Genomic DNA, 15,328 nt, shown 5'->3' on the forward strand with positions numbered 1-15,328 from the left:
CTTCGCATATCGCTCGGGGGAGTTGAACCATGCTCATCAAATGGGTACTGGCTGCGCTGCACTTGTTGGCTTTCGGTTTTGCGTTGGCGGCGGTACTGGCGCGGGGGCGGGCGTTGCGCAGGCTGCGCACCGATGACCCGCGCTCATTTCGCGATGTGTTCGTGGTCGACAACATCTGGGGCGTCTCGGCGGGAATCCTGCTGATCACCGGCGCCTTTCGCGCGTTCGGTGGCCTGGAAAAAGGCTCCTTCTATTACCTGCACCAACCGCTGTTTCACCTGAAGATGACGGCGTTCGTGGCGATCCTGGCGCTGGAAGTGGTGCCAATGTTCGCCCTGATCGGCTGGCGCATCGCATTCAAGAAAAACCAGCCCATCGACACCAGCCGCTCTCGCCGCTTTGCGCGGATCAGCCATATGGAAGCAGCATTGATGGTGATCATCGTGATCGCCGCGACGGGGATGGCGCGGGGCATTCTGATCAGCTAAAACCGATTCAGCCCCGCATACGGGGATTTGACTTGTCGCTCGCCCCGTAGCAGCACGGCTTGCCGGCGGGGCGATCTCAAGGCCGCTCCCGCCGGCAAGCCGTGCTGCTACGGGTTATGTGTTCAACGCAAGTCCGGCGTATTGCCAGCGAAATCTTCAATTCACCCAGAAAAACAGCAACGCCAGGTTCGCCGCCGAGATCAACCCGAACAGCCCCCAGGCCAGCACCTTCGTCAGGGCATTATTGGCAAACGGCCCCATCAGCTGCCGGTCGCTGGTAAAGCGAATCAACGGCCACAGGGCGAACGGCAGTTGCAGGCTCAGCACCACCTGGCTCAGCACCAGCATCTTGCCCACCGCACCGTCACCGAACCAGATCACCCCCACCAGCGCCGGAATCAGCGCCAGCGCGCGGGTGATCAGGCGGCGCTGCCAGCACGGGATCTTCGCCTTGAGAAAGCCTTCGAGCACGACCTGGCCAGCAATGGTGCCGGTGAACGTCGAGCTCTGCCCCGCCGCCAGCAGCGCCACGCCGAACAGCACGCTGGCCACGGCCCCGCCCACCAGCGGATCAAGCAGGTGATAGGCGTCCTGAATCTCCACCACATCGGCGTGCCCTGTGCCATGAAAGGCAGCAGCCGCCAGGATCAGAATCGCCGCGTTGATCACCAGCGCCATGCTCAAGGAGGCGATGGTGTCAACACGCGCGTAACGAATCGCGCTGGCCTTGCTCTCGACCGAGGTGCCGTTGACCCGGGTCTGCACCACCGAGGAATGCAGGTACAGGTTATGCGGCATCACCGTCGCACCAAGAATGCCGATGGCGATGTACAGCGGCTCCTGGTTGCTCAGCACGTCCCATGAAGGCTTCAGGCCGGCGGCGACGTCCGGCCAGAACGGCTTGATCAGCACCAGCTCGACGAAAAAACAGGCGGCGATGGTCGCGATCAGCCCCAGCACGATGGCTTCCAGGCGCCGGAAGTTGGCGCCCTGCAAGGCCAGCACGATCACCGTGTCGAAGGCAGTCAGTGCCACGCCGGTGGTGATCGACACGCCGAGCAACAAATGAAAGGCCAGCGCCGCACCGAGGACTTCGGCAAGGTCGGTGGCCAGGATCGACAGCTCCGCCAGAATCCACTGGCCCATGCCCACACGATGGCTGTAGCGCTCGGCCGACAACTGCGCCAGATCGCGCCCGGTGGCGATGCCCAGCCGCGAACACAGATTCTGCAGCACCATGCCCGAGAGACTCGCCAGCACCACCACAAACAGCAGCGCATAACCGAAGCGCGAACCGGCCTCGATGGCCGTCGCCCAGTTGCCCGGGTCCATGTAACCGATGGAGACCAAAAGGCCCGGCCCCACGAACAGCATCATCTTGCGCAGGAACGAGGCATTAGCCGGAATGGCGACGCTGTCGGTCACCGCCGAAGGGCAGAACGGCGCCGTGGCCGTGGTGGGAAGTCTGTATTTCACGGAAGTCCAGGGAGTGATTGCGATCAGCCATGAAGCTTACATCGCACGGAAATATTTTGTCTTGAATCTATCTAAAAGCTCTAACATGCGGGGTCCCACGCTTTCGGAAAAATTCGGATAACAATAATGTCTGCGCTTTCCCCCACTTCTGATCACGCCCACTCTCCCGGTGACGGCCTGGACCCGGTCCGCGCCGCGCACATCAGTGCCCGCATCGACCGCCTGCCTGCGGTGGCCACCTTGTGGAAACTGGTGGCGCTGCTGTCCATCGGCGGCTTCTTCGAACTCTACGACCTGTTCCAGACCGCCTACATCAGCCCCGGCCTGATTCGCGCCGGGCTGTTCGCCACTGGCGCCGACGGCGTGTTCGGTTTCTCCGACCAGGCCGCCTTCGCCTCGGCGACCTTTCTCGGGCTGTTCCTGGGCGCCAGCCTGCTCAGCCCGATTGCCGACCGCTTCGGCCGCCGGGCGATTTTCACCTTCGCGCTGGTCTGGTACACCCTCGCCACCGTGCTGATGGGCCTGCAGACCTCAGCCCTGGGCATTATCTGCATGCGCTTTCTGGTGGGCATCGGCCTGGGCATCGAGCTGGTGACCATCGACGCCTACCTCTCGGAACTGGTGCCCAAGCGCATGCGCAGCTCGGCATTCGCCTTTGCGTTTTTCGTGCAGTTCCTGTCGGTGCCGGCGGTGGCGCTGATGTCCTGGTGGCTGGTGCCGCAGGACCCGTTCGGTTACAGCGGCTGGCGCTTCGTGGTGATCGCCAGCGCCGTGTTCGCGCTGTTCATCTGGTGGCTGCGTTCACGCCTGCCCGAATCACCGCGCTGGCTGGCCCAGCATGGGCGCTTCACTGAGGCGGAAAAGATCATGGACGCTCTGGAAGCCCGCTGCGTGAAGGATCACGGCAAGCCGCTGGACGAGCCTGAAACCCACAACGTCGCCGTCGAAGGCAAGGGCCGTTTCGCCGACATCTGGCAGCCGCCCTACCGCCGCCGCGCGCTGATGCTGATCGTGTTCCATGTGTTCCAGGCCATCGGCTTCTTCGGTTTCGGCAACTGGCTGCCGGCGCTGCTCTCCGGGCAAGGCGTGAGCGTGACCCACAGCCTGGCGTACGCCTTCATCATTACCCTGGCCTACCCGCTGGGGCCGCTGTTGTTCGTCAAGTTCGCCAACCGCTTCGAGAACAAGTGGCAGATCGTCGGCTCGGCGCTGGGCGCGATGATCTTCGGCACCCTGTTCGCGCAGCAGAGCACGGCGGCGGGACTGATCTTCTGTGGGGTGATGATCACCTTCTGCAACGCCTGGCTGAGCTTCAGCTACCACTCGTACCAGAGCGAGCTGTTCCCCACCAACATCCGCGCCCGGGCGGTGGGTTTCTGCTATTCGTTCAGCCGCCTGTCGACGGTGTTCAGCAGCCTGTTGATCGGCCTGTTCCTCGACCATTTCGGCACGCCGGGCGTATTGACCTTCATCGTCGTCAGCATGCTGATCGTGATCATCACCATCGGCGCGTTCGGGCCGAAGACACGGAATCTGGCACTGGAAGATATCGCGCATTGATGCCAGGTAATAGCTTGCTCGCGTAGCAGCATGGCTTGCCGGCGGAGGCATTTTCAAGATCGCTCCCGCCGGCAAGCCGTGCTGCTACGGGGATACAGATTTGTGCCGATTTGGCCGCTCAACGAACCCCCAACCTTTTGGCCAACCGGCTGAGGTTGGCGCGGTCGACGTTGAGCTCGCGGGCCACGTCGGCCCATTTGCCCTGATGGCGGGTCAGGGCGCCTTCGATCAGCGCTCGCTGAAAGCCATCGACGGCCTCCTTCAAGCCCTCCCCCGGCTTGACCAGCGGCGCAGTCATACCCGGATCAGGCACCGCCGAGGCTTCGATGTGCAGCTCTTCATCGAGCCCCAGCATCGGCGCCTCGACCGTCAGGATGCGCGGCCGTTCGGGGTGCGCCGACAAGGCCTTGAGCACCGCCCGGCTGATCAGGTGCTCCAGCTCGCGCACGTTCCCGGGCCAGGGATAGGCCACCAGGATCTTCTGCGCCTCATGGCTCATGCGCAGGCTGCGCAGCCCCATGCGTGCGCGGTTTTCTTCGAGGAAGTAACCCGCCAGCAGCAACACGTCGCGGCCGCGCTCGCGCAGCGGCGGCACCACCAGCGGGTACACGCTCAGGCGATGATAGAGGTCGGCACGAAAGCGCCCGGCGCGTACTTCTTCGGCCAGGTCGCGGTTGGTCGCCGCGATGATCCGCACGTCCACCCGATGCTCCTGGTCGGAACCGACCCGCTGCAACTGCCCGCTCTGCAGCACCCGCAGCAGTTTGGACTGCACCGGCAATGGCAGCTCGCCCACTTCGTCGAGAAAGATCGAGCCGCCATCGGCCAGTTCGAACTTGCCGCTGCGCCCGCTCACGGCGCCGGAAAACGCGCCTTTGACATGACCGAACAGCTCGCTCTCCACCAGCAATTCCGGCAGCGCCGCGCAGTTGAGGCTGATCAGCGGTTTCTGCGCCCGGGGTGAACTCAGGTGAATGGCTTCGGCCACCAGCTCCTTGCCGACCCCGGTTTCGCCAGTGATCAACACCGTTAACGGGCTGTTGCCCACCAGCTGGATTTCCTGCTGCAAACGCCGATGCACCGCGCTCTGCCCGATCAGCTCGCGCGGCCCTCGCCCACCCGCTGCACGCTTGTAGACCTCGGCCAACTGGCGCTGGTCTTCGAAATTGCGCGCCAGCTGGCTGATCCGCTCGCTGGCCATGACCGTCGCCGCCGCCAGGCTGGCGAAGGCTTGCAGGTTGTCCAGATCGATGCTGCCGAAACTGGCCGGGTTCAGCGAATCGAGGGTGATCAGCCCCCACAGCGTGTCCTGCACGTACAGCGGGCAACCCAGGCAATCGTGGACCTCCAGGTGGCCATGCACGCCGTCCACCAGGCCGTCATAGGGATCAGGCAGCTCGCAGTCGGCGGAGAAACGCGTCGGTTCGCGGTTCTGCACGATGATGTCCAGCCGAGGATGCTCGCCCAGGCGGAAACGCCGGCCCATGGTGTCCGGGCTCAAGCCTTCGACGGACAACGGCACCAGAACATCGTCTTCCAGCTTGAGCAGCGCCACCGCATCGCACGGCAGCAAATGCCGCAGCGCGCGCAGCAGACGGCGGTAGCGCTCGTCGTCCGGCAGATCCCGGGACAGGTCGGCCACCAGTGGCACAAGCGCCAGCAATAGGGGGTTGGTCATGAACACTCCGAGCGGATCGAGTCGGGTCGGTGACAAAAGTGCGGTCATTATGACTACACAATCCGGCCAAGACCATTGATCACGCCACTTATCCGCACATATGTGAAAAAACCGCGCCAGCCATCGGTCGTCAACTAACCGACGCGCCGCCGCTTACGCCCCAAGTCCGAAACGCTGAAAGTGCCCACTTAGTTCAACTGATTATTCTGACGCCAAGTTGACGCCACCGATCCAACAGCACTTTGATTTAATTAAATCGGCACGGAACATATTTTGTTTATATTCGAGAAGTACTCGAACGGAGCACTCGATATGGCAAGAATTCAAGGACGAGTTCTGGAGAACTTCCCACCCCTTGTCGTGGATCTGGACGGCACGCTATTGCGTTCGGACCTTCTGCTGGAAACCGCCATGGCGTTCCTCAGAAGCCAGCCACTCAAGGTCTTCAAGCTGCTGGGCTGGCTGCTCCGGGGCAAGGCTGCGCTCAAGGAAGGCCTGGCGCTGGAGACCTGGATCGACGTCTCGGTGCTGCCGTACGACCCTCAAGTGATCGAGATGATCAAGGCTGAACAGGCCAATGGCCGGATGATCGTGTTGGCCACCGCCAGCCATGTCAGCCTGGCTGAACGCATTGCCGAACATTTGCAACTCTTTGATTTAGTGCTGGCCTCCAATGCCAACCGTAACTTGTCCGGCCACACTAAGCGCGACCTGTTAGTTGCCCACTTCGGCGAAGGTGGATTCGATTACGTCGGTAACTCGAAAGACGACCTGCCGATCTGGAAAGTGTCGCGCGACGCCCATGTGGTCAATCCCGACCGAGGCGTCGAGTCCCGCGTTACCGCCCTGCACGAAGTCCAGCCAACCCTGCGCAGCAACCCGGTGAAACTGCGCGACTGGCGCAAGGCGCTGCGTCTGCACCAATGGCTGAAAAACGCGCTGATCTTCGTGCCCCTGCTGGCCTCCCATCGCTTCACCCAGTTCGAGCTGATGCGCGACGGCGTGCTCGCCTTCTTCTGTTTCGGCCTGTGCGCCTCCAGCGTCTACATCCTCAACGACCTGCTGGACCTGGGCGACGACCGCCACCACAAAAGCAAATGCAATCGGCCCTTCGCCTGCGGACGATTGTCGATCAAGGCCGGGCTGATCGCGGTGCCGACACTGCTGATCCTGGCCTTCAGTGCAGCGCTGCTGCTCTTGCCCTGGCAGTTCTCGGCGGTGATGGCCGCCTACTACGGCGTGACCCTGGCCTACTCGCTCAAGCTCAAGCGGCTGATGGCGGTGGATGTGATCGTGCTGGCTATGCTCTACACCGCGCGGATCATTGCCGGTGTCGCCGCGTTCAACCTGACGCTGACGTTCTGGATCCTGGCCTTCTCGATGTTCATTTTCCTCAGCCTGGCCATGGTCAAGCGCTACGCCGAACTGCGCGATGCGCGGGTGCGTGAAGTCACCACCCTGGCCCGGGGGCGCGGCTATTACCCGGGCGATCTGGACATGATCGCTTCCCTCGGCGCCTCGTCGGGCTACCTGGCGGTGATGGTGCTGGCGCTGTACATCCAGGACGTGAAAACCACCGAGCTGTACGTCACGCCCCACGTCATCTGGCTGGCCTGCCCATTGCTGCTGTTCTGGGTGACCCGCGTATGGATGCTCACCCATCGCGGAGAAATGAACGAAGACCCGGTGGTGTTCGCCATCCGTGACCGCACCAGCCAGTTGATCGGCGCGGTGTTCCTGTTGATGTTCTGGATCGCCGCATGAGCACCGACCTGTATTCCTGGGGGCGCTTCCCCCGCGCGCCGCAGCACGGCCATCGCTGCCTGTGGCTGGACGAATTGCCCGCCCACCTGAACCGCGTCGTGGACGATCACGCCAGCAGCCTGCCCTACGGCAACGGCCGCAGTTACGGCGACAGTTGCCTGGCGGCCAGCGGCGAGGTGCTGGACATGCGCGCGCTGGACCGGCTGATCGAGGCCGACTGGCAAACCGGCCTGCTCAAGGTCGAGGCCGGCATCACCTTGGCCGAGGTCTTGAAAGTGGCCATTCCCCGCGGCTGGTTTCTGCCGGTCACGCCGGGCACGCAATTCGCCACGGTGGGCGGCGCGATCGCCAACGATGTCCATGGCAAGAACCATCATGTGCGCGGCACCTTTGGCCGGCACGTGCGCAGCTTCGGCCTGTTGCGCCACGGCCAGCCGGAGATGACCTGTTCCCCCGGCAGCAACACCTCGCTGTTCACCGCCACCATTGGCGGGCTGGGCCTGACCGGGATCGTGCATTGGGCGCAGATTCAGCTGATGCCGATTCAGGCCAGCCAGATCGACACCACCACCGTGCGCTTCGCCAACCTCGGCGAATTCTTCGCGCTGTCACAGGAACTCGATGAGAAACACGAGTACAGCGTGGCCTGGATCGACTGTCTGGCCAAGGGCGCAGACACCGGGCGCGGCGTGTTCATCGTCGGCGACCACGCCCGCTATGGCTCGCTGGAAACCGGCCAGCGCGCCCGATTCAGCATGCCGGTCACACCGCCGGTGTCGTTGATCAACAAGCTGTCGTTGGGCGCGTTCAACACCCTCTATTGGCGCCTGCATCCCAGCCAGCGCACCTTGGGCCGCAGCGCCTATGAGGCGTTTTTCTACCCGCTGGATCGCATCCTGCACTGGAACCGCATCTATGGCCGCCAGGGCTTTCAGCAGTATCAGTGCGTGATCCCCGGCAGCAATGCCGAAGCGGCGATGGGTGAACTGCTGCGGGCCGTCGCCGACGCCGGCATTGGCTCGTTCCTGGCCGTACTCAAGCGCTGCGGCGATGTGCGTTCGCCGGGGCTGCTGTCGTTTCCGATGCCAGGCACCTCACTGGCGCTGGATTTCCCCCAGAGCGAACACTTGCAGAGCGTGGTTTTCCCGCGGCTGGACGACATCGTCCGGGCGGCGGGCGGCCGGTTGTATCCGGCCAAGGACGCGCACATGAGCGGCAGGGATTTTCGCCAGGCCTACCCCGAGTGGGAGCAGCTCGAAGCGCTGCGTGACCCGGCATTGATGTCGCGCTTCTGGCGCCGCGTGCTGGCTTGAAGGAGCTGTCCATGAAGGAGCGAACGGATTGACCATGAAAAAAGTCCTGATCATCGGTGCCACCTCGGCCATCGCCAGTGCCTGCGCTCGCTTGTGGGCCAGCGAAGGCAGCGATTTCTTTCTGGTGGCGCGCAACATCGACAAGTTGCAGCAGACCGCCGCCGACCTCAAATCCCGCGGCGCGAAGAGCGTCACCCTGCACGAGATGGACGCCACCGACACCGAGGCCCATCCGCTGATGCTCGGCCGCTGTCTCACCGCGCTGGGCCAGATCGACATTGCGCTGATCGCCCACGGCACCCTGCCCGACCAGAAAGCCTGCGAGCGCGACGTGGACCTGGCCCTGCGCGAGTTCGCCAACAACGGCACCTCGGTGATCGCGCTGCTGACAATCCTCGCCACCCAGTTCGAGACCCAGCGTTGCGGCAGCCTGGCGATCATTTCCTCGGTGGCGGCGGATCGCGGTCGGCCTTCGAATTACCTGTACGGCAGCGCCAAGGCGGCGGTGTCGACCTATTGCGAGGGCCTGCAGGCGCGGCTGTTCAAGATTGGCGTGCACGTGACCACCATCAAGCCCGGCTTCGTCGACACGCCCATGACCCAAGGCCTGTCTCTGCCCGCCGCGCTACTGGCGCAACCGGCGCAGGTCGCCCAGCGCATCGTCAAGGGCATTGCCAATCAGGTGCCGACCCTCTACGCGCCGGGCTTCTGGGGCTTGATCATGCTGGTCATCCGCTCGATTCCGCAGCCGGTGTTCAAGAGGCTGAACCTGTGAACACCGAGTCGCAGTTGTCGGGCTGGCGTTACCGTGCGGTGATCCTGTCGGTGGTGGCGTCGGCGCTGGGCTATCTGGGTTTCTCGCTGTGGGGCGGCTGGCATGCAGTAGGCATGGCCGTGGCGCAAGTCGGGCTGCTCGGCATCACAATCGCTTTATTCATGTCCGCCGTGAATTACGGCCTGCGCTTTATGCGTTGGCAGTGCTACCTGCGCGTATTGGGCCATCCCGTGCCGTGGCGCCCGAGCCTGAACATTTATCTGGCTGGCTTCGCCCTGACCACCACGCCCGGCAAGGCCGGTGAAGCCTTGCGCGGTGTGCTGCTCAAGCGTTGGGGTGTGCCGTGGCCGCAGAGCTTCGCGGCGTTTTTCAGCGAGCGGCTGTCGGACCTGCTCGCCGTGGTGCTGCTGACGCTGTTCGGCCTGTCGCTGTATCCGCAAGCGATGCCGATGATTGTGCTGGGCGTCGTGCTGGTGGCGGTCGGCCTGGTGGTGCTGTCCCAGCGTCGGTTGCTGGCGCGCCTGAGCCTCGCGGTGCCCTTCGAGGGCGGCAGAATATCCGGCCTGCTGCGCCATGGGCTGCACGTGCTCGAGCACGCCCAGCAATGCCATCGGCTGCATTTGATGCTGGGCCTGACGCTGCTCAGCGTGGTGGCCTGGAGCGCCGAGGCCGTGGCCTTCCACTGGATTCTGCAGTGGATGGGCGCCGACATCGAACTGACTTTCGCGGTGTTCGTCTACGCGTTGGCGATGCTGGCAGGCGCTGTCAGCTTCATGCCGGGCGGGCTGGGGGGCGCCGAGGCCGTGATGGTCGGGCTTTTGGTGTTCAAAGGCATGAACAGCGCCGATGCGGTAGCGGCCACCGTACTGATCCGCCTGGCCACACTGTGGTTCGCCGTGGCCATCGGCGCGCTGATGCTGCTGCGCGTGAAGGACGAAACCGCGCCGACCGCGCAGGCCGTTCAGTAATTTTCATGACAACGCTTAAACAGGGACAGGAGTGTTTTCCATGGTCAAAGGGGTACGGATGCAGACGCAGGTGGCCATTGCCCTGCTGGTGCTGATCGGCGCGATTCTCGCGAGCTTTCTTGCCTCAAGCGGGCCGATCCAGTGGATGGACAACGGCATGTTCCTGGCCGATGCCTCCCTGGGCAACTACTTCAGCCAGACCTTGGGCCCGTTGGATCATCCGCTGTACCTGTTCGTCAGCACCGCGCTGTTTGCCGCTTTCGGCCCGCTGCTGCTCAGCTTCATGAACTCGCTGCTGCTGATCCCGCTGGCCTGGGCCATCTATCGACTGGCCCGCAGCTGCGGCGCCAGCGCACAGATGGCGCTGCTCTCGGCGGCCGCGGCGATCCTCTGCCATTGCGTGTTCTGGGTCTCGACCAAGGCCGAGGTCTACCTGCTGCACACGCTGCTGGTGACCCTGGCCTACATGCTGCACTTCGATGAAAAGCTGCGTCTGGACGCGCTGCCCAAACTTTTCCTGATCGGCCTGCTTACCGGCCTTGCCGGGGCGATCCATCAACTGACGTTCATCGTGCTATTGCCGCTCTATGTGCAACTGCTGTGGCAACACCGCTGGCAGACGCTGATCACCCTGCCCGGCTTCGCCGCCGGTTTCAGCGTGGCCTTCCCCGGCATCTATCACGAACTGCAGAACGGCCTGGGCCTGATCGACATCGGCCACCGCTACCTGATAGGCATCCCCAACCGAACCGCCGAGCAGAGCTGGCAGGGCTCGCTGTTTCGCTTCGACGACATGTGGCACGAGAAAAACTCCGTCGGCCTGTTGCTGCTGTCCCTGCTCGGCCCGCAGCTCCTGGGGTTGGTGCTGGTTCCACGCAATCCAAAACTGCGCCTGCTGTGGGTGGCGGCGATGATGAACTTCATCTTCGCGGTGTCCTACAACGTCACCGACCGCTTCACCTTCTTTCTGCCCGGCGCGGTGCTGCTCAGCATCATCGGCGTGATGCAACTGCACGCACTGTTGCCCCGCCGCATGACGCCCTTATTGAACGCGGCTCCTTTCAGCGCCCCGGCAGCGATCCTCACGGTGTTCGCGGTGTACGCCAGCGGCGCCATTCAACTGCCGGTGCACAAGGAATCGCTGCCGTTTCGCGACGACATCCACTACTTCATGGCGCCCTACCTGCGCGACCGCTCCGCCGAAGATTTCGTGCGCACCTACGAAACCTCGGCCCCGCAAGGCGCGCTGATCATCGCCGACTGGACCCCCAACGGCGCACTGCGCTCGGCGCAGGCCAGCGGGCTTTTAAAAAACCGGACGTTTGAGTTGTGTGAGGAAGTGGAGGATATCGATGCCTTCTTAAAAGGTCCGGGCGCGTATCTGGCCCGGACCAGTTATTGCGGTGGGGTGGCGGAGCGGTTTGATTTGCAGGCGATGGCGGTGGGGTTTGAGTTGCGGGCGAAGTAGGATCTGGACCTGTAGGAGCGAATTCATTCGCGAATGATCGAACAGGCGAAACAGGTGCATCGCCTGACTTGGCCATTCGCGAATAAATTCGCTCCTACAGGGGATTTGTGTGGGCCTCAACGGAGATCGTCTTGCCGATAAGTTCTGTCCGGCTTGGAGACCCAGCGTTTGACTTGCGCCTCCAAGGCGTCGCTGTGGTAGAGGTCCAAACACTTCAGCAAATCGAATCGAACGCCCTTCACCTCTGACTCGACGAGGGGATTGTGATAGTCCCGGGACAGGTAGTCATTGACCAGGTCATGAATGGGATTGGTCGCCTGATCAAGGTCAAAGTAAGTCCAGTCCCGTAGTGCACTGATGCTACTGCCCGCGTCCTTGGCTGCGCCAGGGTCTTTTTTGTAAGCAGTGGCAATACAAGTGGCCAGGACCATGTCCTTGTAATTGATCGAATAGGTGCGGGCACCGGCTTGTGGAGAATTGCGATTTTGTTCCTGAGCCTGACAGATAGACAGGAAGGTACTGATCATCAAAGCGGTATACAGAGCAGTCCGACTTGTGGTCATTTCAAGCTCCAAAAATTCGCTTTATCCGTGCGGTACAACGCCTCTGGTTGATTGAAGTAACACTGATCATAGCAATTTCGACCATCAAACAAAGTCGCGTGCCCCTGCGCATCTGACCACCCGGACACCTCAAAAAGAATCAGCCCTTTTCTGCCTGCCATGATGTCTGGTGAGGTAGGGAATTTGATGACATCAGGCTTTCCCCAGCGAAATCCAAGAAATGTGATGAGATCTCTTACCCGGTAGAAATATTGTCGCTTGTCGGCTCCAGAAACGGTTTCTTTTGGTATTTGCGGTATAAGCATCCCTGATTCATTCAAGATATAACTCATGCGGACAGCGCAAGTATTTTCCCAGCGCACCTTGGGATCCGGACTGTTGATATTTACTGCTACGTTCCCGCCTATCATTTGAGCGACTTTTGCACTTGAGTTAGCGGGATCATAGATTCGCTGCGCTGCAGCCCATGCAAAACTGAAAATCGGTCGCATTGCCTAGCATCCTTGATACTGCAAAATAAAGCCGACAACCTACTCAAGGATCCGGTCTCTAAAAAGAGGCGGTAGAAAATCAGGAGCGGGACTACAGGGTGGCAGTGAATTTTCCTACGGACGCCTGTCCATGGCATCCCTGCCTGAACCAATGGCCACGCGAGTACCGTAGCAGCGCGGCTTGCCGACGGTCGCGGTGTGTCAGTCAAAACTGTCGTGCCTGGCATACCGTTTCCTCAGACAAGCCGTACTGCTATGGAGGTCTGTGCGCGAATCAAATCTTTTGGAGCGCCTCCTCTTTATGCATCGCCAGATGCCCGGTCTTGTCGCTTTTCACCTCGTACTGTGGCTCATCTTTCGAGGCATGACGGGTGCGTCCCATGAACTCCACGTCATGGGTCACGACCTTGGTGACGACGCCGACCACATGCCCCACGTCGGAATTCCAGCGCACGTGATCACCTTTCTTGAATGCATGGCTCATGTCGCATCTCCTTCATCCGTTATCGCGAAAACCGGGGTACAGACTCATTCCGCCATCGATGAACAGCGTGGTGCCATGTACATAATCGGAGGCATCCGAGGCCAGCCAGACCACGGCGTTGGCGACATCTTCGGGTTCGCCGACGCGGCCGTAGGGGATGAGTTTGAGCAGGCTCTTTTCGGCGTCGCCGGTGGTGGCCTGGGTGTTGATCGGCGTGCGGATAGCGCCCGGGGCGATGCTGTTGACGCGGATGCGCTGTTCGCCGACTTCCTGGGCGATGCTGCGCATCAGCAAATCGACGCCGCCCTTGGACGCTGCGTAGTTGACGTGTCCGGCCCAAGGAATGACCTGATGCACCGAACTCATGTGGATGATCTTGCCCAGGGCGCGGGAAATGTCGGGGCGAATCTGCTGCCTGGCGAACTGGCGCAAGGCCGCGCGGGCGCAGAGGAACTGGCCGGTGAGGTTGACGTTGAGCACGGTGTTCCATTGATCGAGGGTCATCTCGGTGATCGCGGCGTCCTTTTGCAGGCCGGAGTTGGCGACCAGGATGTCCAGCCGGCCGAACGACTTGAGGGTTTCGGCGAACAGGGTTTCGACGTCAGCCTCTTTCGACACGTCGGCGCCAACGGCGATGGCCTGGCCGCCTGCGGCGATGATCTGCTCGGCGAGCTTTTGCGCAGGTTCAGCTTCGGAGTGGTAGTTGAGCACCACTGCCGCACCGCTGTCAGCCAGGGCCTTGGCGGCGCTCGCGCCGAGGCCGGAGCTGGCGCCGGTGACCAGTGCGACCTGGCCTTTCAGGGAAATCTGCATGGCTGCTACCTCAGGGTGAGCGTTCAAGTGCTGACTGGTGAGGTTGGCGGGAAGTTCAGTAAGCATGCGCCACGGTGAAAATCCTCTGTAGGAGCGAATTCATTCGCGAATGATCTAACAGGCGAAACAGCTGCGTCGCCTGCCCCGGCCATTCGCGAATGAATTCGCTCCTACAGGGAGATCGCGTCCGGCAAGAAGGGTGGCGGTGAATTCGACTGGGCGATGAAACATCCCCTTACACTGGACGCGAAGCAACCGCCCTTCATAAACTGTCGCCCATCATTTCGCCGGTTTGCCTGAAAACCCGGCTGGCAACGAGGACGCTTCATGAACCGCAACGAACTGCGCAAGGCCGATATCAACCTGATGGTGGTGTTCGAAACCTTGATGCAGGAGCGCAACGTGACCCGTGCCGCCGAGAAGCTGTTTCTGGGCCAGCCGACCATCAGTGCCGCGCTAAACCGTCTGCGGGCGCTGTTCAATGATCCACTGTTCATCCGCGTCGGCCACCGCATGGAGCCGACGGCGCGGGCCAACGAGATCATCAATCACCTTTCCCCTGCCCTGGATGCGATGTCGGTGGCACTGAGCCTGACCCGGGATTTCGACCCGGCCAGCAGTGACATGACCTTTCGCATCGGCCTGTCCGACGACGTCGAATACAGCCTGATGCCGCCCTTGCTGCGGGCCATCCGCGAGGAGGCGCCGGGCATCGTGATCGTGATCAAGCAGGTCAACTACTGGAATGTCTCGGAACTGCTGATGTCCGGGGAGATCACCGTGGCCGTGTGCCTGACCCGCGAGCTGCCCGCCAACGCCAAGCGCAAGTTGCTGCGCACGGTGCAGCCGATGGTGGTGCGCGCCGATGATGCGCGCGAGCCGCTGACCCTGGATGAATACTGCTCGCGACCCCATGTGGTGGTGTCTCACGTGGCGAACATTTCCAGCTTCGCCGATGAGTGGCTGGCGGCGATCGGACGCAAGCGCACGGCCGTGTTGTCGGTGCCGCAATACAGCACGCTGCCTGCGTTGATGGCGGGGACGGATCTGTTGTGCAACCTGCCCGATCACCTGACCCTGGCGATGAACAAGACCGGCATGTTGCGCGGCGAGCCGTTGCCGTTCATTACGCCGAATCTGGAATTGTCGATGGTCTGGCTGAGCGTGATGGACACCGACCCGGCCGAGCGCTGGCTGCGCAAGCGGCTGGAGCAGTTCATGGGCGATCACAGCGCGGTGCCGCCTGCGCCGATTGGCTGAACAGCACCCTGTGGGAGCCGGCTTGCTGGCGAAAGCAATGTGTCGATCGCCGAAGAGAGTGCCGATCAATCGCATTCGCCAGCAAGCCGGCTCCCACGGCCTTCGGCCAGAGGCAGATCGTGCAGAATGTAAAAACCCGTAGCAGTCCGGCTTGCCGGCGGGAGCGTCCTTGAGAACGCTGTCGCCGGCAAGCCGGACTGCTACGGGTGGGATCGAGCGATTGCGAC

General features: G+C 62.1%; 14 protein-coding genes. 8 read left to right on the plus strand and 6 right to left on the minus strand.

All coding sequences use genetic code 11. The features are described 5' to 3' along the window. Nucleotides 1–29 precede the first annotated feature (29 nt). Nucleotides 30–488, plus strand: coding sequence for a DUF2214 family protein (locus AC1MEK_RS02630; protein ID WP_480394696.1), 459 nt, complete (start codon nt 30–32; stop codon nt 486–488). 156 nt (nt 489–644) lie between these two features. On the opposite strand, the gene AC1MEK_RS02635 is transcribed toward AC1MEK_RS02630, so the two are convergent. Next, nucleotides 645–1,964, minus strand: coding sequence for an Nramp family divalent metal transporter (locus tag AC1MEK_RS02635; RefSeq protein WP_480394697.1), 1,320 nt, complete (start codon nt 1,962–1,964; stop codon nt 645–647). 126 nt (nt 1,965–2,090) lie between these two features. Between AC1MEK_RS02635 and AC1MEK_RS02640 the strand changes: the two genes are divergently transcribed. Continuing rightward, complete coding sequence (locus AC1MEK_RS02640; protein ID WP_480394698.1) at nt 2,091–3,524, plus strand: MFS transporter; 1,434 nt, start codon at nt 2,091–2,093, stop codon at nt 3,522–3,524. A gap of 118 nt (nt 3,525–3,642) precedes the next feature. Here AC1MEK_RS02640 and norR read toward each other — a convergent pair whose 3' ends face one another. Beyond that, nucleotides 3,643–5,202 (minus strand): nitric oxide reductase transcriptional regulator NorR, encoded by a 1,560-nt coding sequence (gene norR, locus AC1MEK_RS02645; RefSeq protein WP_480394699.1) that lies wholly within the window; start codon nt 5,200–5,202, stop codon nt 3,643–3,645. 312 nt (nt 5,203–5,514) lie between these two features. Here norR and AC1MEK_RS02650 point away from each other — a divergent pair, with 312 nt between their 5' ends. The 5 genes from AC1MEK_RS02650 to AC1MEK_RS02670 are packed head-to-tail and all read left to right on the plus strand — an operon-like array spanning nt 5,515 to nt 11,490. Continuing rightward, nucleotides 5,515–6,966 (plus strand): UbiA family prenyltransferase, encoded by a 1,452-nt coding sequence (locus AC1MEK_RS02650; protein ID WP_480394700.1) that lies wholly within the window; start codon nt 5,515–5,517, stop codon nt 6,964–6,966. Next, complete coding sequence (locus AC1MEK_RS02655) at nt 6,963–8,279, plus strand: FAD-binding oxidoreductase (protein WP_480394701.1); 1,317 nt, start codon at nt 6,963–6,965, stop codon at nt 8,277–8,279. The genes AC1MEK_RS02650 and AC1MEK_RS02655 overlap by 4 nt, the downstream gene beginning before the upstream one ends. Nucleotides 8,280–8,313: 34 nt before the next feature. After that, entirely contained in the window at nt 8,314–9,054 is a 741-nt protein-coding gene (locus AC1MEK_RS02660; RefSeq protein ID WP_480394702.1) for an SDR family oxidoreductase, read from the plus strand. After that, nucleotides 9,051–10,022 (plus strand): lysylphosphatidylglycerol synthase transmembrane domain-containing protein, encoded by a 972-nt coding sequence (locus AC1MEK_RS02665; RefSeq protein WP_480394703.1) that lies wholly within the window; start codon nt 9,051–9,053, stop codon nt 10,020–10,022. The genes AC1MEK_RS02660 and AC1MEK_RS02665 overlap by 4 nt, the downstream gene beginning before the upstream one ends. Before the next feature lie 40 nt (nt 10,023–10,062). Further along, nucleotides 10,063–11,490 (plus strand): DUF2723 domain-containing protein, encoded by a 1,428-nt coding sequence (locus tag AC1MEK_RS02670; protein ID WP_480394704.1) that lies wholly within the window; start codon nt 10,063–10,065, stop codon nt 11,488–11,490. Between the two features lie 116 nt (nt 11,491–11,606). Here AC1MEK_RS02670 and AC1MEK_RS02675 read toward each other — a convergent pair whose 3' ends face one another. From AC1MEK_RS02675 to AC1MEK_RS02690, 4 genes are all read right to left on the minus strand, one after another. Continuing rightward, nucleotides 11,607–12,053, minus strand: coding sequence for a type VI secretion system amidase immunity protein Tai4 (locus tag AC1MEK_RS02675; protein ID WP_480394705.1), 447 nt, complete (start codon nt 12,051–12,053; stop codon nt 11,607–11,609). Continuing rightward, nucleotides 12,050–12,544, minus strand: a complete 495-nt coding sequence (locus tag AC1MEK_RS02680) for a type VI secretion system amidase effector protein Tae4 (RefSeq protein WP_480394706.1) — start codon at nt 12,542–12,544, stop codon at nt 12,050–12,052. Before AC1MEK_RS02680 ends, AC1MEK_RS02675 begins: the two co-directional genes overlap by 4 nt. Before the next feature lie 274 nt (nt 12,545–12,818). Further along, nucleotides 12,819–13,028: a hypervirulence associated TUDOR domain-containing protein gene (locus AC1MEK_RS02685; protein ID WP_480394707.1), complete on the minus strand. Its 210-nt coding sequence runs from the start codon at nt 13,026–13,028 to the stop codon at nt 12,819–12,821. Nucleotides 13,029–13,040: 12 nt separating this feature from the next. Next, nucleotides 13,041–13,841: an SDR family oxidoreductase gene (locus AC1MEK_RS02690; protein WP_480394779.1), complete on the minus strand. Its 801-nt coding sequence runs from the start codon at nt 13,839–13,841 to the stop codon at nt 13,041–13,043. A gap of 327 nt (nt 13,842–14,168) precedes the next feature. Between AC1MEK_RS02690 and AC1MEK_RS02695 the strand changes: the two genes are divergently transcribed. Then, entirely contained in the window at nt 14,169–15,101 is a 933-nt protein-coding gene (locus AC1MEK_RS02695; protein ID WP_480394708.1) for a LysR family transcriptional regulator, read from the plus strand. The last annotated feature ends 227 nt before the right edge of the window (nt 15,102–15,328 follow it).

It is taken from the genome of Pseudomonas sp. 2 (assembly GCF_056627435.1).